The organism is Rhodococcus sp. ACPA1, assembly GCF_002300195.1.
Taxonomy (GTDB): domain Bacteria; phylum Actinomycetota; class Actinomycetes; order Mycobacteriales; family Mycobacteriaceae; genus Rhodococcus_F; species Rhodococcus_F opacus.
The window spans coordinates 150,454-170,170 of record NZ_NSDX01000012.1 but is presented as its reverse complement, the minus strand read 5'-3'; the positions used below and the strand labels follow the sequence as shown (position 1 = coordinate 170,170).

Here is a 19,717-nt window from a genome sequence, read left to right as displayed (position 1 = left end):
CCGGCGGTCGAAGATGTGAGTCTAGACCGCCCGGATCACGGGTTCGGCGCGGCCAGCCCGGTGATCAGGGCGTCGAGAAAGCCGTCGGCGATCTCTTCGGGCGTGCGGGCCCCGTCGGCGGTGAGCCAGAGGTAGCTGTAGTTGAACATGCCGAGCACACCCTTGATCATCAACGGCGGCAACAACGTGAACACCCCGTCTCGGACGCCTTGGTCGAACGCGTGCCGCCAATGCGATTCGTATCGTTCGCGCGCCGCGACGACCCGCGCACGCCGATCGCCGGTCAGGGCGTGGTACTCGCGGAAGAACACCGTCCACTCCGCGTGGTGCTCGGCGATGTTGCGGAGCAGGGCCCGCGCGAGACCGCGGAGGCGGCGCTCCGGATCCGGTTCGGTCAGGGCGAGCTCGTCGGCGACGTCGTTCATCTGCGCGAGTTGCCGGCTGCTGATCGCGAACAGAACTTCCTCCTTGCTGCCGATGTAGTGGTAGAGCGCCCCGCGGCCGAGCCCCACCGCCGTGCCCAGGTCGGCGATCCCGGTGCCGTGGTAGCCCGACCTCGCGAACAGTTCGGCGGACACGCGCAGAATTTCGGCGCGGTTGAGGTCGTACTTGGTGCTCATCGAATCACCGTTCGACGTGCACGATCAGGGCCTGCCCCTGGCCGCCGCCCCCGCACAGCGCCGCTGCGCCGACGCCACCGCCGCGGCGTCGCAGTTCGAGCGCGAGGTGCAGGACGATCCGTGCCCCCGAGACGCCGATCGGGTGGCCGAGCGCGATCGCGCCGCCGTTGACGTTCACCCGGTCCGCGTCGAGACCGAGGAGTTCGGACGAGACGAGTGTGACGGCGGCGAACGCCTCGTTGATCTCGACGAGATCGAGGTCGCGAGGCGCGATCCCCTCGCGTCGGCACGCGGCCTGGATGGCGTTCGACGGCTGCTCGTGCAGGCCAGAGTCGGGCCCGGCGACCACGGCGCGTGATCCGATCTCGGCCAGCCACGACAGTCCGAGCCGGACGGCCGTCGACTTCCGCGTGACCACGACGGCACAGGCACCGTCGGAGATCGGTGACGAGTTGCCCGCCGTCAGCGAGCCGCCTGCGGCGAAGGCCGGGGGCAGACCGGCGAGGTCCGCCGCCGAGGTGTCGGCCCGGATGCCCTCGTCGTGGCTCACGTCGGTCGACTCGCCCCGCCCGGACCTGATCGGAACGGGAACGATCTCGGCCGCGAAGATGCCGTCCTTGCGCGCGCGTGCGGCCGCACGGTGCGAGCGAGCGGCCCACTCGTCCTGGGCGTCCCGGGTGGTCCCGTACTCGGGATTCCGCGACTCGGTCAGCGCCCCCATCGACGACCCGGTGAAGGCGTCCTGGAGCCCGTCGAATGCGAGGTGGTCGATCAGTACCGTGTCGCCGTACTTGTGTCCGCGACGACTGTTCGTCAGCAGGTGCGGCGCAGTGCTCATCGATTCCTGACCGCCGGCGACGACGATGTCCGCGTCGCCGGCGACGATCATCTGGTGCGCCAGCGTTATCGCGTCGATTCCGGAGAGGCACATCCGGTTGATGGTCAGTGCCGGTGTGGTCATGGGGATTCCGGCGGCTGCCGCCGCGACGCGCGCCGGCAGTTGGCCGCTGCCCGCGGTGAGCACCTGGCCCATGACGACGTGGTCGACGGCGCGTGCGTCGACGCCGGCCGATTCCAGCGCACCACCGATCGCGTGGCCACCCAGTTCCTGGGCGCTCAGGCTCGACAGGGATCCCATGAAGCGTCCGAACGGGGTTCGCGCCCCCGCGACGAGGACGGTGGGGTCGTGATCCGTCATTGTTCTCCTCCTTCGAGAGCGTTGTGCCGCCCCGCGGCCGTTCCCGGCCGCAGGGCGGCTGTCGTGCGGATGTCAGGGCTGACGCGACGTCTCGAAGGCATCGGAGAACGCGTACCCGTCGAGCAGGCGTCCCGCCGTGACCAGGTACTGGATCGTCGGGGTCCCCTCCTCGAGCCAATTGAGGCGGGCGTCCCGGTAGAGGCGCTCGATCGGATGCGCGCGCGTGTATCCGATTCCGCCGTGGATGAGCAGAGCCCGGTCGGTCACCCGGCCGACGGCCTCGAGGCCGAACAGCTTGCACATGCTGGCCTCGGCGGGAATCCGTTCGCCGGCATCCCACTTCTGTGCTGCGTCGGCCAGGACCCCGCGCAGGGCGTAGACATCGGTGGCCATCTCCGCCAGGTAGCGCTGGATGGCCTGCCGTGTGCCGATCGGCTTGCCGAATGTGACACGGCTCTTCGCGTGGGCGATCGACAGTTCGAGGGCGCGCTCGGACGTGCCGAGGGAGCTTGCCGCGATGAACACCCGGCTGATCTCCAGTGCGCGTTCGAGGTGCTCGTTTCCCTGTCCCTCGACGCCGACGAGGGCGGTGGCGGGGACCCGGACGGAGTCGAGGGTGACGCGTCCGTGCTCGGTGCCCTTGCATCCCATCGTCTCGGGAAGTGCTGCGATCGAGAGACCGTCGGTCTCCCGGGGAACGAGGAACGCGGAGACGTCGGTGTCGGATGTCTTCGCGAAGACGATGAAGTGAGACGCGATGTCCGAGTTGGTGATCAACCACTTCTCGCCATTCAGGACGTAGTCGTCGCCCTCGCGCACCGCGGTCGACCCGAGGTCGGCGCCCGTCCCGAAACCCGGCTCCGTCAGCGCGAACGCGACCGAGTTCCGGCCCGTGGCCGTGCCCGGGAGGACGTCCGCCTTCTGCCGGTCGCTGCCGATCTCGGAGAGCGCGTGGGCGAAGGAGTTGTGCACGTGGACGATGACACGGAGCCCGCCCTGCACCTTGGCGAACTCGGCGATGATCGGCAGGTACTGGGCGATCGACAGGCCGCTGCCGCCGTACTCGCGGGGGACGAGCAGGCCGAGCGCGCCGATCCGCTCGAGGATGGGCATGACGATGTCGTGCGGAACCTGCTCGTCGTTCTCGATCCGCTGTTCGAGTGGATCGAGTTCGGACCAGATCGCCTCGACAATGCGGTCCCGGAGCGCCAGGTACTCCGACTCCGGAATTCCGACCGAATGCGTGAGTGTCGCGGTCATGGTGTTGTGTCCCTTCGTTGTTGGTCGTTGCAGTCGTGGTGTGTCACAGCGCCCAGCCACCGTCGGCGGTGAGGACGGAGCCGGTGCAGAATGTGGCGTCTTCGCTGAGGAAGACTGCGGCCTTGGCGATTTCGTCGACGGTGCCGAATCGGCCGAGGACGGTTTCTCGTTCGATGCGCCTGCGTGCGGAGTCGGGCACCGCGTCGGTCATGTCGGTGGTGACGAAGCCGGGGGCCAGCACGTTGACCCGGATGCCGTCACGCGCGACCTCCTTGGCGAGTGAGCGACCGAAGCCGATCATCGCGGACTTCGCACCCGCGTACGCGGTGTCGCCGGCGTGACCGATCAGGCCGACGACCGACGACACCAGCACGATGCTCGGTGACCTGCCGTGCGCGAGGTGGGGTAACGCGGCCCGCGCGAGGGCGACGGTGCCGCGAAGGTTCGTCTCTATCACGCTCCACCAGGCGTCAGGGTCGGTCTCGACGAGCCGCCCGCCCGACCACTGACCCGCGTTCAGGACGAGCGAATCGAGGTGTCCCCAGTGCGAGACGACGCGCTCCACCGCCGTCGGCGCCGTGGTGTCGTCGTGCAGGTCGAAGCGGATCGGGAGTACCTGTTCGGGGGCGTCCGCGGCGAGCTTCTCGGCGTCCTCACGTCGTGTCCGGTACGTGCAGCCCACCCGGCAGCCGCGCTGCGTCAGTGCCGTGGTGACGGCGGCTCCGATGCCGCGGGAGCCGCCGGAGACCAGCGCGACGCGGGGATCGTCGTGATCGTTCTCGTTCATGCACAGCAATGTACTGATCGATACAAAAATAGTCCAGGGTGTTCGTGAAAGTCGGTCTGAACGTGGGATTACCTCGGTGCTTAGGTGGAGTCACGACTTGGATCGATCGGTACAAAAAGTCTTGCGATCGACGTCCGGGATGTGCTAGACCTGTGACCGTGGCCACACGGGGCGACGACATGGACGATGTCCGATCGGCGAACCCCGGACGAGGCCCGACGGCTCGATCACAACCGCGGTGGCACCGGATCGACACACGGCAACCGCACCGCCCCACATCAGCAGCGATGGGAGATTCGATATGAGAGTCATCGACGACCTGGAGGTCACTCGGGTCAAACCTCGGAAGGTTGCCTTCGCGTCCTTCGTCGGAACGGCAATCGAGTGGTACGACTTCTTCATCTTCGGGACCGCGGCCGCCCTGGTATTCGGGAAGGCGTTCTTCCCGTCGTTGAGTCCGCTGTCGGGAACGCTGGCCGCGTTCGCGACGTTCGGTGTCGCGTTCGTGTCGCGTCCCGCAGGCGCGATCGTCTTCGGGCACTTCGGAGACCGGATCGGCCGCAAGAAGATGCTGGTGTTCTCCCTGGTGCTGATGGGGTCGTCGACGGTCGCGATCGGACTCATTCCCACCTACGGAGCGATCGGTCTCGCGGCGCCCGTGCTGCTCGTCGTCGCGCGCCTGGCACAGGGCTTCGCGGTCGGCGGAGAATGGGGCGGCGCGGTGCTGATGGCAGTCGAACACGCACCGCGCGAGAAGCGGGCGTTCTACGGCAGCTGGCCGCAGGCCGGCGTGCCTGCTGGACTCGTGCTCGCGACGCTCGCGTTCCTCCTGGTCGAGCAGCTTCCCGAGGACCAGGTACAGGCATGGGGATGGCGTCTGCCGTTCCTCGCCAGCGCCGGGCTGGTCGCGGTCGGCATGTACGTGCGACTGAAGGTCGTCGAATCGCCGGAGTTCGAGAACGTCAAGCGCAACAAGAAGATTGCCGACTTCCCGATCCTCGCGGTCCTGCGGGGTGAGAAGCGCGCGCTGGGCGTCGGGATTCTCACCCAGGCCGCCTCCCTCGTGCCGTTCTACCTCGTCACCGTCTTCGTGCTGTCGTACGGTCCGAAGGAACTCGGCATCTCGCGGCAGACGATTCTGTTGAGCATCCTCGCCGCGTGTGTCCTCGACATCCTGTCCGTGCCCTACGCGTCGATGATCGCGGACCGGATCGGAGCACGGAAGATGTTGATCTACGGGTCCCTCTACATGGCCGCGATCGCGTACCCGTTCTTCTGGTTGCTGTCCACCGGCGCCGGTGTCGCCGTCCTGCTGGCGATGATTCTGATCATCACCATCGGTCACGCCGTCACCTATTCCGCGGTGGCCGGATACGTCACCGGTCTGTTCCCGGCCGAAATCCGGTACACCGGCGCGTCCGTCGCCTATCAGTTCGGTGGTGTCGTCTTCAGTGCTCCCGCACCGTTCATCGCGGTGGCGATCGCTGCCGAGACGGACGGTTCATGGGCCCTGGCCGCGTACATCGCCGCGGCGTGCGCCATCACGGTCCTGGTCCTGACCCTGACGAAAACTGCAAAGGTGAATCACTGATGTCTCTCGACAGACTCGCATCGTCCGCACTCGCCGGTGCATGGCAGGACATCGAATCCCTGCTGGACCGCGACCCCTTCGGTGGCGACTTCAACACCGCCCACGAAATCTGCACCCGCTACGCAGCCGACCCGAACCGGGTGGCGCTGACCGTCCGGCACGAGGACGGCTCGGCCGACCGCTGGACGTACCGCGAACTCGACAGGCTCGCCGCCAAGGCGGCACGGGTGTTCGCACGCGCGGGGCTGACGCGGGGAGATCGCGTCGGCGGACTGCTGTCGCGACAGGTCGAGAGTTGGATCACCGCACTGGCGGCGTGGCGCTCCGGGCTGGTGTACGTGCCGCTGTTCGGTGGATTCGCCCCGGACGCGATCGGCCTGCGCCTCGACGCGGCGGGAGTCCGGGCGGTCGTGGTTGATCAGCGGTACCGGCCTGCGCTCGCGCAGGCGCAGGCGACCCACGGACTCGATCCCGCCGTGTTCGTCGTCGGCGACAGCGCGGCCGGCAACGGCGACAGGTCCTTCTGGACCGAGATCGACCGGGCCGACGCCGACGGCCCGCTCGCGACCACGGCGCTCGGGGACACCGCCACCCTGCTGTTCACCAGCGGAACATCCGGAACACCGAAGGCGTGCACCATGACCCACGCCACCTTCGTCTCGGTCATGCCCTACGCGAAGGCCGTTCTCGGGGCGACCCGCGACAGCGTCGTCTTCTCGACGTCGGACCAGGCGTGGGCGTTCGGGCTGTACAGCACCGGTGCCGCCGTCATGGCGCTGGGCGTGCCGCGGGTGATGTACTCCGGGAAGTTCGTCCCCGAGGCCTGGCGTCGGGTCATCCGGGAAGAGAAGGCCACGATCCTCACCACCGCGCCGGCCGCCCTGCGGCGACTGACGGAGACCTTCTCGCAGGAGGGAGTGCCGCGGACGCTCCGCACCGTCGCCGCTGCCGGCGAACCGCTCACCGCGGCGGTCGCCGCGGCCTGGGCCGGCACCGGTGCCCCCGTCGTCCGCAACGGGTACGGACTGTCCGAGGTCGGCATGCTCCTGGGCGACACCCAGGGCACCGAAACGCGGTCCGGTCCGGGCTGGATGTCCGCCACGATTCCGGGTTTCGACACCTTCCTCGCGGACCGGGACGGGCAACCGGTGGCCGACGGCCAACCGGGATTGATCGCGGTACGGCGGCCCCGGCACCAGATGTCCAGCGGCTACGAGAACACCCCCGACCTGTGGGCCGACCGCTGGCGCGGCGACGTATTCCTCACCGAGGACCGAGCCGTCACAGACCCCGAGGGACGGTGGCAGATACTGGGCCGGGACGACGACATGATCATCGCGTCGGGACACAACATCAGCCCGGTCGAGGTCGAGAACGCGCTGTTGCAGCACCCGGCGGTCGCCGACGCCGCGGCAGTCGCGTACGACGATCCGATCCGCGGCGGGGTGGTCCGGGCCGTCGTCGTCCGCGCGGACACCCGGGCCGACGACGGCGACCTCGTCACTCAACTCACACACCTCGTCGCGCAACGCGTCGGACCCTACGCGGCACCCAAAGTCGTCGAGTTCCGGCCCGACCTCCCGCGCACCGAAGTCGGCAAGTTGCGCCGGGCGGTCGTCCGCGAACTCCCGATCACATGAACGGCGGCAACCGCATGCGGGCACTGATGGTCACCGCGCTCGACGGACCCCGGGCGCTTGTCCCGGTGGAGGTCGGCGAACCCGCCGCGGACGAATCCGCGATCCTGGTCGAGGTTCATGCGGTCGGGGTGTCGTTCCCGGATCTTCTCCTCACCCAGGGCCGGTACCAGTACAAGCCGGAACTTCCCTTCGTCCCCGGCGGCGAGGTCGCCGGGATCGTGCGGTCAGCGCCTGACGGCAGCGGATATTCTCCGGGCGACCGGGTCGTCGGATTGACCGGGGTGGGCGGCGCGATGGCGGAACTGGTCGCACTGCCGCCGGAGACGACTTTCTCCCTCCCCGACACGATTTCGATGTCCGCGGGCGCCGCCCTGCTGTTCAACTACCTCACCGTGCATTTCGCGCTGGTTCGTCGTGGGCGCCTCGAGACGGGGGAGTCGGTGCTCGTCCAGGGCGCGGCGGGAGGCATCGGCACCGCCGCGATGACACTGGCGCCCCACCTCGGCGCGTCGCGGACCATCGCGGTCGTCAGCAGTGAGGAGAAGGCGGAGTACGTGCGGAGCCTCGGCGCCTCCGACATCGTGGCCACCGGGAACTGGCGGGACGAGGTCCTCGCGATCACCGACGGCCGCGGGGTGGACGTCGTGGTCGACCCCGTCGGGGGCGACCGCTTCACCGACAGCGTCCGATCCCTGGCGACGGGCGGGAGGATTCTCGTGATGGGTTTCACCGGCCGGGACATCCCCTCGGTGAAAGTGAACCGACTGCTCCTGAAGAACGCGTCCGCAGTGGGAGTCGCGTGGGGCTCGTGGTGGGCGGAGGACCCCGGACGACTGTCCGCGCAGTGGAGCGAACTGTGTCCACTGCTGGCGTCGGGCGCGTTGACGATTCCGGAGCCGAGACGGTACCCGTTCGAGGCGGCGGCCGAGGCACTGCTCGACCTCGAACACCGCCGAACCGTCGGGAAGAGTGTCCTCACCCTCCGGTGAGGCGGCTCCGCCGCCCGTGAGTGGTTAGCGAGTGCCTGCACTCGTTAACCACGCACGGGCCGTAGGCCTAGGCTCTCCCTCATGGAAACCGAGTTCGTCCGCTGGACCGAGGACGGCACCGAGCATTCGGCGGTGTGGCGGTCCACCAGCGGGGCGACGCCCCCGAAGAAGATTCGGGTGGCCGACGACTCGATGACCGCCGACGAGGCCTACCGCCTGGCGTGCGAGGGGACGGCGCTGCTGTGGCGCGGCGACTTCCACAACGCCCGCCAGCTCGGCACCGCTGTCGCAGCCCGCACCGACCGCAAGGCTCGCAAGACGTCCACCGACCCCGCCACCGCGTTCCACCTGCACCGGCAGACGCAGTCGCGGCGGGCGGGGATCCTCGGGATGCTGCTGGTGCCGTTCGACGCCGACCAGACCGTCCCGCTGCGACGCGCCCCCGACGTGCGTCAGGCGGTGCTCGAGGCGTACGGACCGACGGACCAGCCCACCGTCACCACTCTGCGCGACCTGCTCGGGGCGATCGGCGCCCACGAGTGGCAGAAGAAGGGCGTCGAGATCCCCGCCCTCGGGGCGCGCATCCACCCCGGCTACGGCGTGTTCTCGCCGATTCGCGGCGAATACGTCGACCTCGTCGCCGACACCCCGCTGCCGTCCCTCACGACGGCGTTCGACATCGGCACCGGCACCGGTGTGCTGGCCGCCGTCCTCGCGCACCGCGGCGTCGAGAAGGTGATCGCGACCGAACTCGACGCGAATGCGCTCGCCTGCGCCCGGGCGAATCTGGACCGGCTCGGTTACGCCGGTCAGGTGCAGGTGGTGGAGACGGATCTGTTCCCCGACGGCCGGGCACCGCTGGTCGTGTGCAACCCGCCGTGGATCCCCGCCCGCCCCACCTCGCCGATCGAGTACGCGATCTACGACCCGGACAGCCGGATGCTCCGCGGATTCCTGGCCGGGTTGGCCGAACACCTCGAGCCCGGGGGAGAGGGCTGGCTCATCCTGTCCGACATCGCCGAGCACCTCGGACTGCGGACCCGCGACGAATTGCTGACGTTGATCGACGACGCCGGACTGACCGTCCTCGGACGCCGGGACGTGGCGCCCCGGCACGGCAAGGTCGCCGACCGTTCGGATGCGTTGCACGCCGCCCGCAAGCGGGAAGTGACGTCGCTGTGGCGGCTCGGTGCGCAGGACGCGCCCGCCGGGTAGCAGCGGGACGTAACGGCGACGCGGTCAGGAACGGTGCGTGGGCTCTTCGTAGGGTGGGCGACGATGTCCCTCGGGTGCCTGTCGCAGGGACCGGTTGTGCCGCAAGCTGGTTGCAGCGACCACAATGGCCGCGGAAACCTTCGGAGCGACATGATCCGCAACCTCACCGGCCGCATCCCCGCCAACCCCACCCGCTCACGCCGGCGTCAGATCGCGGCGAGCACCCTGATTGCCGCCGCCGCGGCAGTGGGCACGATGGCCGTGACCCGCACCCGCCGCCCAGGCAGTAACATTCCAGGACACTTGCGTCACGCATCCGGGGGGATATGCCAGTGGGGCGGTGCTCGGCGTCTACGCTACGAAGCGAATTGGCAACGACCGGGAAGAATCCTGCAAGGTGTATGACGCACAAAGCAGGCTGCTCGGTACCACGTACCAAACCAATTACGGGTTCTACGGAAAGCAGCAACAGGGTCCCGGCCAGATAAACCCACCGGCCCAGTCGCCTCGTTGATCAACGGAGCACAATCTCGACAGCACCGCCGGCCGGACTCGGGCACTTGCGGCCACCGCTAATTGACGAGCCCGGCAAGCAAACCCGGCCGTAGGCCGTTCCCGAGAAGGACATCCGCGACGACGCACCTTTCCGGAGCCGGTCCACGACCGCTACCGTGCGAGAGGTGGAACTCATTCTCGCTGCCTCGGCCGAATTCGAGCGCGTGGTGCGCCAACTGCCGGTGGACTCATGGGACCTGCCCACACCGTCACAGATGTCGGTGCGCGATCTGGTCGAGCACGTCGTGGTGGGAAACCGCTTCACTGCGCTCCTGCTCGCCGGCGTCGGTCGTGAACAAGCCCGGAACATGCTCACGGATGACCAGCTCGGAGACGACCCGGTCGCCGTGGTGGCCGAATCGTCACGACATCAGGCCGAGGCATTCGCCGCCGCACCACCGGAACAGCCAGTTCCAGGCCCGAACGGCGACGTCCCTGCCGAAGCGTTCCTGCGCTTCCGGCTCGTCGACCTTGTGGTTCACGCGTGGGACCTCCTCCGCGCGGCGGGCCTCGATGAAACTCTTGACCCACCTGTGGTCGCCGGGTTGTCGCGTGTGGTCGAACCACATCTGGACGACATGCTCGCCTTCGACGCGTACGGCGAGGGTCCGAGTGACACATTGCCTCCCGACGCTTCGCAGCAGGCCCGACTCCTCGACTGGTTCGGGCGACGGCCCTAGTACTGCAACGGCACTTGCTTGACAGGTAGACGATACTGGTTGTGTGGTCCTCGATCTGGTTGTTGCCGAGTTGGAAGCGTTGCATGAGCGGATCTCCGGTCGGTTCGCCCGGTCAGAGCCGCGGTCCCGAGTCCGTGAATATGTGACGGGTCTGGTTGCGGGTCTGGAACGCAAGAACGGGTGGACCCTCGCCGAGCGGGCCGGCGAGGTGAGCCCGGACGGGATGCAACGGCTGCTGCGGCGGGCGGACTGGGACGTCGACGGGGTCCGCGACGATGTCCGTGATTATGTGGTCGAACGGCTCGGTGACCGCGCCGGGGTGTTGATCGTCGACGACACCGGATTCCTCAAGAAGGGCACCCGCTCGGCCGGGGTGCAACGCCAGTACTCGGGCACCGCCGGACGGGTGGAAAATTGCCAGATCGGGGTGTTCCTCGCCTACGCGAGCTCGGCCGGGCACGCGTTGATCGACCGGGAGCTGTACCTGCCCGAATCCTGGACCTCTGACCGGGACCGGTGCCGCGCCGCCGGGATCGGTGACGAGGTGGAGTTCGCGACCAAACCGAGACTGGCGCAACACATGATCGAACGCGCCCTCGACGCACAGGTGCCCTTCTCCTGGCTCACCGCGGACGAGGCCTACGGTCAGGTGAAGTACCTGCGGGTCTGGCTCGAGGAACGCGATGTCTCGTATGTGTTGGCCACCCGGTGCAACGACGACGTGTTCACCCCGGACGGCCGCTCCGGCCGGGCCGACGAGATGATCGCCGCGGTCCCGCCGAAGCAGTGGCGCCGAATCTCCGCCGGAGACGGCGCGCACGGCCCGCGCGAGTATTCCTGGGTGCGGGTGCCCATCAGGATCGCCTGGGCACCCGGCCGCGGGCACTGGCTGCTCGCCCGCCGATCCCTGTCGGACCCGACCGAGATCGCGTACTACATCTGCGCCGGACCCCGGCGCACCACGCTCACCGAACTCGCCACCGTCGCCGGATCGCGGTGGCGGGTCGAGGAATGCTTCCAGCAGGCCAAGAACGAGGCCGGACTGGACCAGTACCAGGTGCGCACCTACCGGGCCTGGTACGCCCACACCACACTGTCGATGCTCGCCCTCGCCTGGCTTGCCGGCACGAAAACCGAAGCAGTAAAGGGGGAATCGGGACAAACGATCAGGGCATGATCGGCTACACGGCACCCGAGATCCGCCGCCTACTCGTGCAACTGATCCTGCGACACGCCCACCCCGACGAACACGTCTGGTCCTGGTCACACTGGCGGAGACGCCGACAACACCAGGCCCGCATCTGTCACTACCGAACCCGCGGCCACCTGCCATAAGTGCCGTTGCAGTACTAGGGCATGTCTCCCAATAGTTTGAGCCATTCGACGATGCCGGCGAGGAGGAATCCAGCCCGGTAAGTCAGGGCAAGCTTGTCATACCGGGTTGCCACCGCTCGCCACTGTTTTGCCTTGTTGAAGGCCCTTTCCACCACGTTGCGGCCCTTGTACGACTCGGCATCGAAGTTCGGTGGCCGACCGCCCGCGCTGCCCTTGTTCTTGCGGTTGGCCACCTGATCGGACTTCTCGGGAATGACCGCCTTGATGCCCTTGCTGCGTAGCAGTTCTCGATTGGCCTTGGATGTGTACGCCTTGTCGGCACGGACCTCGTCCGGGCGCGTGCGGGGTGCGCCGCCACCGATGCGCGGCACGCAGATGCCCTCCAGGAGCGGGCCGAACATCGGGCTGTCGCCGGCCTGGCCAGGACCCACCAGCACCGACAAGGGACGTCCGTCGCCATCGCACGCCAGGTGGACTTTGCAGGTCAGCCCGCCGCGGGACCGGCCGATGCCGTGATCGACCGGTTCGTCAAGCAGATTCGTGTAATTCGGTAGATCCCCCTGTGTCACGCGCGGCGTTGGCGCCGTGCTGGTGCACCCGCACCACGGTGGAATCCACCGACACCGCCCAATCCAGGTCGCCACCGGCATCGGCCATCGCCGCCAGGGCTATGAGTACCCGATCCCACGTTCCATCCCCGGCGTAGCGTCGGTGCCGTTTCCACACCGTCTTCCAGGGGCCGAAATGCGCAGGTAGATCCCGCCACGGGAGCCCGGTACGCAGCCGGTAGAGCATCCCCTCCACCACGAGCCGGCTGTTCTGGAACTTCCGCCCCCGCAGCCCATCCGAACTGGGCAACAGCAGCGCAAGCAACTCCCACTGCTTGTCCGTCAACACCTCAAACCTATTAACAACGTCTGCCACAGCGAAGAGTCTGCAGCACAACACCCCAAATCATTGGGAGACACGCCCTAGGGTCCCTGGACTCGTCAACCACTCACGGGCGCGGAGCGCCTACCGGCCCTGCGGATACGGGAGATGGCCGCTGCTGTCCTCGTTGACGAGTACGGCCCGGCCCAGTTGCGGGAAGGCCCGTTGCGCGCACGCGGGCCGATCGCACACCTTGCAGCCCGCGCCGATCGGGACGACCGTGCTCGGGTCGTCCGTCTGGATGCCGCGCGAATAGACCAGCCGATCGGCGTACCCGAGGTCGCAGCCGAGGCCGATCGCGAAATTGCGTTCCGGGGCGAGGTAACCGAGACCGCCGCTGTGGGTGGTGCGCGCGATCCACAGGTAGGCGCGCCCGTCGGGCATCTTCGACACCTGCGTGAGGATCCGGCCGGGATTCGCGAACGACTCGTGGACCACCCACAGCGGGCAGCTGCCGCCCACCCGGGAGAAGTGGAACGCGGTGGCGGACTGACGCTTCGAGATGTTCCCGGCGCGGTCGGTGCGGACGAAGAAGAACGGCACGCCGCGCTGACCCGGCCGTTGCAGCGTCGACAGCCGGTGACAGATCGTCTCGAACCCTACCTCGAACTTCAGGCTCAGCAGGTCGATGTCGTAGCGGAGCGATTCGGCGGCACCCAGGAACAGCGTGTACGGCAGGATCAGCGCCCCGGCGAAGTAGTGAGCCAACCCGATTCGCGCCAGCGCGGCGGATTCGGCGGTCAGCGACTCGTCCTCCGCGACGATCGCGTCGATCGTCTCCGACTGCGTGAAGAACGCAACCTGCATCGCGATCTGGAATGCGCGCTGACCGGCGGTGAGCCGACGGGCCAGCGTCAGCGTGCCTGCCTCGGCGTCGTACAGCCGCTTGGGGCCCAGCTGATCCGGTTCGTCGGTGCGGATGCGCACCGTCACTCCGTGCCGGTCGCGGAGGATGCGGGCCAACTGCAGGTCGAGCGCGCCGATCGACAGCCCGTTGCCCCTGAACATCTCCTCGGCGGCGTCGTCGAGGAGGCCGATATGGTTGCGCCGATCGTAGAAGAAGTCCCGCACCTCCTCGTAGGGCATCGGCACGTGCGCCGGATCCGGCGTCGCGTCCCCGGAAAGCTGCGCCGAGAACTGGTCGAGCTGATCGGTGGTCGCCCGCAACCGGCGATGCAGTAGCACGAGCGTGCGCCCCACGGCGGGCATCCGGGCCACGAGCTCGTCGATCTCCGCCAGCGACACCTCGCCGGACTCCGGCGTGTCCACCAGCGCCTCGTGCACGTCCGCGACCAGACGGGCATCGGTGTCGGAGGCGAAGAACTGGACGTCGAGATCGAACACCTCGTTGAGCTTGAGCAGGACCGGCACCGTGAGCGGCCGCTGGTCGTTCTCGAGCTGATTGACGTAGCTCGGCGACAGCCCGAGTCTCTTCGCGAGAGCCAGTTGCGACAGCCGGCGTTCCTCTCGGAGGCGCCGCAGCCGGGGTCCGGCGTACATCTTCTTCATGCGTCCCACTCCTCCCTCGCCGCGCCCACAGACCGTACCCAATGAGGATTCGCAGCATTCGCAACTTTGCCGGGTTCGATACGCACGAATAGGCCTCTGCAAGGCCTTTCTCGACCCCGAGGCCTCTGCGTAGCGTGCGAAAGGAACGACGAGGACCACGGAGGAAGCGATGAAGACACATCTCGTACGCACTCGACGCTCGGCGGAGGAGTTTCCCAGGAACGAACACCTTGCCTGGAAGACCGCGGAGGTGGCCACCGACCCCGTCGAGGTGTCCGGAGCGACGGCGGAGATGATCGTCAACCGGATCATCGACAACGCCGCCGTCGCCGCGGCCGCCCTGACCCGCCGCCCGGTGTCCAACGCCCGGGCGCAGGCCCAGTCGCATCCGTACCGGCACGGATCGACTGTGTTCGGCGTCGGCGGAACCTACTCGCCCGAGTGGGCGGCCTGGGCCAACGGCGTGGCGGTGCGGGAACTGGACTTCCATGACACGTTCCTCGCCGCTGAGTACTCGCACCCCGGTGACAACGTTCCGCCGATCCTCGCGGTCGCCCAGCACGCCGGCCTCGGCGGACGCGACCTGATCCGCGGCCTCGCCACCGGCTACGAGGTCCAGATCGACCTGGTGCGCGCAATCTCCCTGCACGAGCACAAGATCGACCACGTCGCGCATCTCGGCCCGTCGGCGGCGGCCGGGATCGGCACCGCTCTCGGTCTCGACACGGAGACGGTGTATCAGGCGATCGGTCAGGCCCTGCACTTGACGACGGCGACGCGGCAGTCGCGCAAGGGCGAGATCTCCAGTTGGAAGGCGTACGCGCCGGCGCTCGCCGGCAAGGTGGCCGTCGAGTCCGTGGATCGGGCGATGCGGGGCGAGGGGTCTCCGTCGCCGATCTGGGAGGGTGAGGACGGTGTCATCGCATGGCTGCTCGGCGGACCGGACAAGGAATACCACGTTCCGCTGCCCGGCCCGGGCGAGGACAAGCGTGCGATCCTCGACAGCTACACCAAGGAACACTCGGCCGAGTACCAGAGTCAGGCGCCCATCGACTTCGCGCGCCGGATGCGGGAGCGGATCGGGGATCTGTCGCAGATCGCGTCGATCGTGCTGCACACCAGCCATCACACACACGTCGTGATCGGCACCGGTTCGAACGACCCGCAGAAGTTCGACCCCACCGCCTCCCGCGAGACGCTCGACCACTCGGTGATGTACATCTTCGCCGTCGCGTTGCAGGACGGAACGTGGCACCACGAGCGCTCCTACGCCCCCGAGCGGGCGCAGCGCCCCGACACGGTGGAATTGTGGCGCAAGATCTCCACGGCCGAGGATCCGGAGTGGACGCGTCGCTACCACTCGACCGATCCGGACGAGAAGGCGTTCGGCGCCCGCGCCGAGATCACGCTGAAGAGCGGGGAGGTTCTCGTCGACGAACTCGCCGTCGCCGACGCGCATCCGCTCGGTGCCCGGCCGTTCGCCCGCGACCAGTACGTCGCCAAGTTCCGGACCCTCGCCGACGGCGTGGTCGCGCCGGCCGAGCAGGACCGCTTCCTCGACGCCGCCTACCGTGCCGCCGACCTGTTGCCCGGTGAGCTGGACCAGTTGACGTTCACCGTCACCGGCGATGTCCTCGCGCGGGCACCGAAGCTGCCGAAGGGACTGTTCCGATGAGCGGGCTGATCGCCGCGGCCACGTCGGCGGCGGACAAGCGGGCAGCGTTCCGGGCCGGGCTCGAGTCGGGGACGCTGCAGCGCCTGCCCGGAGCCTTCAACCCGTTGGTGGCCAAGTTGATCCAGGAGATCGGCTTCGAGGGCGTGTACGTGTCCGGCGCGGTGGTGTCCGCCGATCTCGCCCTGCCGGACATCGGGCTGACCACCCTGACCGAGGTGGCGGAGCGGGGGCAGCAGATCGCCCGCGTCACCGACCTGCCGGTGCTGATCGACGCCGACACCGGGTTCGGGGAACCGATGAGTGCGGCGCGCACCGTCACCGTCCTCGAGGACGCCGGTATCGCCGGATGCCACCTCGAGGACCAGGTGAACCCGAAACGCTGCGGCCACCTCGACGGCAAGGCGGTGGTGCCGACGGACGAGATGGTGCGGCGGATCCGGGCGGCGGCCTCGGCGCGGCGCGATCCGAACTTCGTGATCTGCGCCCGCACCGACGCCCGCGGGATCGAGGGACTCGACGCGGCGATCGACCGGGCCAAGGCGTACGTCGACGCCGGCGCCGATCTCGTGTTCACCGAGGCTCTCGCCGACGAGTCGGAGTTCGAGAAGTTTCGCGCGGGAATCGCCGTCCCGTTGCTCGCGAACATGACGGAATTCGGTAAATCCGAGCTGATCTCAGCGAGGACGCTGCAGGACCTCGGGTACAACGGGGTGATCTACCCGGTGACCACGCTGCGGCTCGCGATGTACGCGGCCGAGGCCGGGCTTCGGCAGGTCGCCGAGGAGGGGACGCAGGCGGGTCTGCTCGATCGGATGCAGCACCGCAGCCGGCTCTACGAACTGCTCGACTACGAGCGCTACAACGAATTCGACAGCGGCATCTTCAATTTCCGGATCGAGGGGAGTGGGTCATGACCGAAGCAATTCCCACCATCTACAAGGGGCTGGCCGGTGTCGTCGTCGACACCACCGCCATCTCCAAGGTGGTGCCGGAGACCAATTCGCTGACCTACCGCGGCTACGCGGTGCAGGACCTGGCGGCGCACTGCAGCTTCGAGGAGGTGGCGTACCTGCTCTGGTACGGCGAACTCCCCAACCCTGCGCAACGGGAACTGCTGTGTCAGCGTGAGCGGGCGGCACGCCGGGCCGATCGCTCCCTGCTGTCGCTGCTGGCGAAGATGCCCGACAACTGCCACCCCATGGACGTGGTGCGCACGGCGATCAGTTACGTCGGCGCGGAAGACCCGGCGGAGGACGACAATTCGCCGTCCGAGAACCTCGCGAAGGCGCTGCGCATGACGGCGGTGCTGCCCACGATCGTGGCCGCCGACTTCCGGCGCAGGCGTGGGCAGGATCCGATCGCACCGCACTCGCACCTGGGGTTCGCGGAGAACTTCCTGAACATGTGCTTCGGGGACGTGCCCGATCCGGCCGTCGTCACGGCGTTCGAGGTGTCGCTGATCCTGTATGCGGAGCACAGTTTCAACGCGTCCACGTTCGCGGCCCGCGTGGTGACGTCGACACTGTCCGACATCTACAGTGCGGTCACCGCGGCGATCGGGGCGTTGAAGGGCCCGCTGCACGGCGGCGCCAACGAGGCCGTCATGCACGACATGCTCGAGATCGGCGATCCGGACCGCGCCGAGGAGTGGCTGCTGGGCAAACTCGCCGCCAAGGAGAAGGTGATGGGTTTCGGTCACCGGGTCTACAAGAAAGGTGACTCGCGGGTGCCGACGATGAAGGCGGCACTGCTCGACATCGCCGCCCACACCGGCGGTGAGAAGTGGGTGCGGATGTACGACATCCTGGAGAAGACGATGGCCAGCGCCACCGGGATCGCGCCGAATCTCGACTTCCCGACCGGTCCGGCGTACTACCTGATGGGATTCGACGTGGAAATGTTCACGCCGATGTTCGTGATGAGCCGGATCACCGGGTGGACCGCCCACATCATCGAGCAGGGCGCGTCGAACAGTGTGATTCGCCCGCTCAGCGAGTACTCGGGCGTCCCCCAGCGCTCCGTCGTCGCCTGACGGCGTGTGCGCCTTTGTGGTTGCTGCTGCTACCAGAAAGGCGCCCGGGCGCTAGCGCTTCTTGACGTGCGAGACGATTTCCGGATCGCTCTGTCCGTTCGCCTTCATCTTCTTGTCGGCGCGCTTCTCCTTCAGCGACTTACCGGATTTCTTCGACATGGAATTGCGGGGCGATTTGTCAGCCATGGACCATCCCTGAATGCGGAACCTGGACGGCTCCGATAGTGCTGACAGTACGCCACATCCCGGGAAACCCGGACCGATCGTCGAAAGGGCGGCATCTAGGACGACGGATCGTCGAACAGGGTCTGCTCCTCGGGGTTGGTGAACAGCCCCATCTGCTCGGCCCGCGGCTTGGTGTCGGGAGCGCTCGTCGCCGGTGGCAGCACGACGGTCCGGAGCGCGTGGCGCAGGGTGCCGACGATGCGCTCCCACTGGTCCGCCGACGCATCGTCGGTCTCACGCAACCGGGACACCCAGGCGGTGCCGGTGTCCAGGAGCACGAGGATCCGGTCGCGGTCGTGACCGCAGACGTCGGCGACGACAGCCGGATCGGTGTCGCCTCCGGGCGCGGGATCGAGATGGAACAGCGTCTGGAGTTCCTTCGGCAGGTCGGTCGACGACATCCGGTTCTCGGCGCGAGGTGCCGCGTCCGCCTCCGGTTCGGGTTCCGCGTCCGGGCCGGAGTCGCGGTGGAAGAACAGTTCGCCACCGAATCGGGACGCGAACTCGTTGTCGACGGTGCGCAGGAAATCGGAGAACGCCTTGCAGCTGTCCGTGAGGTGCTGCGGGACGAACGGGTTGCCCGACACTTCCAGGAACGCCGACAACCGGTCGTCGACCAGCACGAACTTGATCCGCGACCACGTGCGGTTGAGGTCGGCGGTGACCTCGGCCGCCCGGGTGCGGTCGCTGATGTCGTGCACGAGCGGCGCGAACAGTTGCACGTCGACGGAGTCGGCGAGCGGACCGACGAACAGGATGGTGTTGCCCATCCGGATCGGGACGTCGCCGTCCGGGTCGCGTTCGGGCAGCAGCCCGAGCATCGGCACCAACGCGAGCGTGATCAGTTCGTGGAGATGCTCGACGTCGCGGGGGACCACGGCGGCCGCGGGGTCGAGCTGCGCGACCAGCGGCGGTCGCACCGCAATCGGGTCGAACGTGGCCTCGGGATCCGTACTGGACGTCTCGGTGCTCAGGAACGCGGGATGCGTGATTCCCCAGACGTCGCGGAACGCGGCGACGGCCATCGCGGCCAGCTGATCCGACCACGACTGCTTCTTGTCGACGTAGAACGCGGGGGAGCCGTCGTCGGGTTCGTCGTCCGGGCCGCGGGTCGGCCGGTTCCAGCCCAGCTCGGTGAGGTACGTCTGCTCGGCCTCGGTCAGTGCGCGGTCGGGGTGCAGGTAATGGTTCGACGGCACCTCGCAGCGCACCGTGTCACCGTCCCACACGACGAACTGGATACACGGCATCAGCCCCTGGGATTCGTCGAGCTCCTCGAATCCCGATTCGAGCACCAGAAGGTCCTCGTCCTGCATCGCTGCCAGATAGTCCGCGAGGCGCCGCTGGAACTCCGCCCAGTCGCGGTTCACGCTCGAATCCAGATCGAAGTCCTGCATGTCTGCTCCGTCCGGGTCGGCCACAAGTCACCTACTTCCGGTCTATACGGTAGCGGCGATCGCCGAGACCGTAGCGCAG

The 19,717-nt window shown here is 68.0% G+C and carries 17 protein-coding genes; 9 read left to right on the top strand and 8 right to left on the bottom strand.

The features are described 5' to 3' along the window. Nucleotides 1-35: 35 nt before the first annotated feature. The 4 genes from CJ177_RS39855 to CJ177_RS39840 all read right to left on the bottom strand — a co-directional run bounded on the left by CJ177_RS39855 (nucleotide 36) and on the right by CJ177_RS39840 (nucleotide 3,865). Nucleotides 36-620: a TetR/AcrR family transcriptional regulator gene (locus tag CJ177_RS39855; protein ID WP_095870300.1), complete on the bottom strand. Its 585-nt coding sequence runs from the start codon at nucleotides 618-620 to the stop codon at nucleotides 36-38. A gap of 4 nt (nucleotides 621-624) precedes the next feature. After that, a complete protein-coding gene (locus CJ177_RS39850; protein ID WP_095870299.1) occupies nucleotides 625-1,818 on the bottom strand; it encodes an acetyl-CoA C-acetyltransferase in 1,194 nt (397 codons plus the stop codon). Nucleotides 1,819-1,890: 72 nt separating this feature from the next. Further along, nucleotides 1,891-3,078 (bottom strand): acyl-CoA dehydrogenase family protein, encoded by a 1,188-nt coding sequence (locus CJ177_RS39845; RefSeq protein ID WP_095870298.1) that lies wholly within the window; start codon nucleotides 3,076-3,078, stop codon nucleotides 1,891-1,893. A 43-nt stretch (nucleotides 3,079-3,121) separates the two neighbouring features. Then, on the bottom strand, nucleotides 3,122-3,865 hold the full coding sequence (locus CJ177_RS39840) for an SDR family NAD(P)-dependent oxidoreductase (protein WP_005252737.1): 744 nt from the start codon (nucleotides 3,863-3,865) through the stop codon (nucleotides 3,122-3,124). 301 nt (nucleotides 3,866-4,166) lie between these two features. Between CJ177_RS39840 and CJ177_RS39835 the strand changes: the two genes are divergently transcribed. The 6 genes from CJ177_RS39835 (at nucleotide 4,167) to CJ177_RS39810 (ending at nucleotide 11,712) form a co-directional block, all read left to right on the top strand. Continuing rightward, nucleotides 4,167-5,456 carry an MFS transporter gene (locus tag CJ177_RS39835; RefSeq protein ID WP_095870297.1) on the top strand — a complete coding sequence of 430 codons (1,290 nt, stop codon included), beginning with the start codon at nucleotides 4,167-4,169 and terminating at the stop codon, nucleotides 5,454-5,456. Further along, nucleotides 5,456-7,096: an AMP-binding protein gene (locus CJ177_RS39830; protein WP_095870296.1), complete on the top strand. Its 1,641-nt coding sequence runs from the start codon at nucleotides 5,456-5,458 to the stop codon at nucleotides 7,094-7,096. Before CJ177_RS39835 ends, CJ177_RS39830 begins: the two co-directional genes overlap by 1 nt. A 14-nt stretch (nucleotides 7,097-7,110) precedes the next feature. Continuing rightward, the gene (locus CJ177_RS39825) at nucleotides 7,111-8,085 is read left to right on the top strand and encodes an NADPH:quinone oxidoreductase family protein (protein WP_061697198.1); all 975 of its coding nucleotides are present in this window, start codon (nucleotides 7,111-7,113) and stop codon (nucleotides 8,083-8,085) included. Nucleotides 8,086-8,166: 81 nt separating this feature from the next. After that, nucleotides 8,167-9,300 carry a class I SAM-dependent methyltransferase gene (locus CJ177_RS39820; RefSeq protein WP_061697185.1) on the top strand — a complete coding sequence of 378 codons (1,134 nt, stop codon included), beginning with the start codon at nucleotides 8,167-8,169 and terminating at the stop codon, nucleotides 9,298-9,300. Between the two features lie 680 nt (nucleotides 9,301-9,980). Further along, nucleotides 9,981-10,535: a TIGR03086 family metal-binding protein gene (locus tag CJ177_RS39815; protein WP_061697197.1), complete on the top strand. Its 555-nt coding sequence runs from the start codon at nucleotides 9,981-9,983 to the stop codon at nucleotides 10,533-10,535. A 43-nt stretch (nucleotides 10,536-10,578) separates the two neighbouring features. Further along, complete coding sequence (locus CJ177_RS39810) at nucleotides 10,579-11,712, top strand: IS701 family transposase (protein ID WP_095870295.1); 1,134 nt, start codon at nucleotides 10,579-10,581, stop codon at nucleotides 11,710-11,712. A 172-nt stretch (nucleotides 11,713-11,884) separates the two neighbouring features. On the opposite strand, the gene CJ177_RS39805 is transcribed toward CJ177_RS39810, so the two are convergent. Together CJ177_RS39805 and CJ177_RS39800 are read right to left on the bottom strand one after the other, a co-directional pair. Further along, nucleotides 11,885-12,794, bottom strand: a protein-coding gene (locus CJ177_RS39805; RefSeq protein ID WP_255284983.1) for an IS5 family transposase whose coding sequence is annotated in 2 segments (ribosomal slippage) — nucleotides 11,885-12,442 and nucleotides 12,444-12,794 — 909 coding nt in all. Because the reading frame shifts where the segments join, the coding sequence is not laid out codon by codon here. Nucleotides 12,795-12,884: 90 nt separating this feature from the next. Then, nucleotides 12,885-14,309, bottom strand: a complete 1,425-nt coding sequence (locus tag CJ177_RS39800) for a short-chain fatty acyl-CoA regulator family protein (RefSeq protein ID WP_095870294.1) — start codon at nucleotides 14,307-14,309, stop codon at nucleotides 12,885-12,887. A gap of 169 nt (nucleotides 14,310-14,478) precedes the next feature. Between CJ177_RS39800 and prpD the strand changes: the two genes are divergently transcribed. Genes prpD through CJ177_RS39785 form a run of 3 tightly spaced genes read left to right on the top strand, consistent with a single transcriptional unit; the run spans nucleotide 14,479 to nucleotide 18,016 of the window. Then, nucleotides 14,479-15,984, top strand: a complete 1,506-nt coding sequence (prpD, locus tag CJ177_RS39795) for a 2-methylcitrate dehydratase PrpD (protein WP_095870293.1) — start codon at nucleotides 14,479-14,481, stop codon at nucleotides 15,982-15,984. Then, nucleotides 15,981-16,898, top strand: a complete 918-nt coding sequence (prpB, locus tag CJ177_RS39790; protein ID WP_095870292.1) for a methylisocitrate lyase — start codon at nucleotides 15,981-15,983, stop codon at nucleotides 16,896-16,898. Before prpD ends, prpB begins: the two co-directional genes overlap by 4 nt. Next, on the top strand, nucleotides 16,895-18,016 hold the full coding sequence (locus CJ177_RS39785) for a bifunctional 2-methylcitrate synthase/citrate synthase (RefSeq protein WP_095870291.1): 1,122 nt from the start codon (nucleotides 16,895-16,897) through the stop codon (nucleotides 18,014-18,016). Before prpB ends, CJ177_RS39785 begins: the two co-directional genes overlap by 4 nt. Nucleotides 18,017-18,067: 51 nt before the next feature. On the opposite strand, the gene CJ177_RS48795 is transcribed toward CJ177_RS39785, so the two are convergent. After that, nucleotides 18,068-18,202, bottom strand: coding sequence for a hypothetical protein (locus CJ177_RS48795; protein WP_257014906.1), 135 nt, complete (start codon nucleotides 18,200-18,202; stop codon nucleotides 18,068-18,070). 95 nt (nucleotides 18,203-18,297) lie between these two features. Next, nucleotides 18,298-19,662, bottom strand: a complete 1,365-nt coding sequence (locus CJ177_RS39780; RefSeq protein WP_095870290.1) for a hypothetical protein — start codon at nucleotides 19,660-19,662, stop codon at nucleotides 18,298-18,300. Nucleotides 19,663-19,717 lie beyond the last annotated feature (55 nt).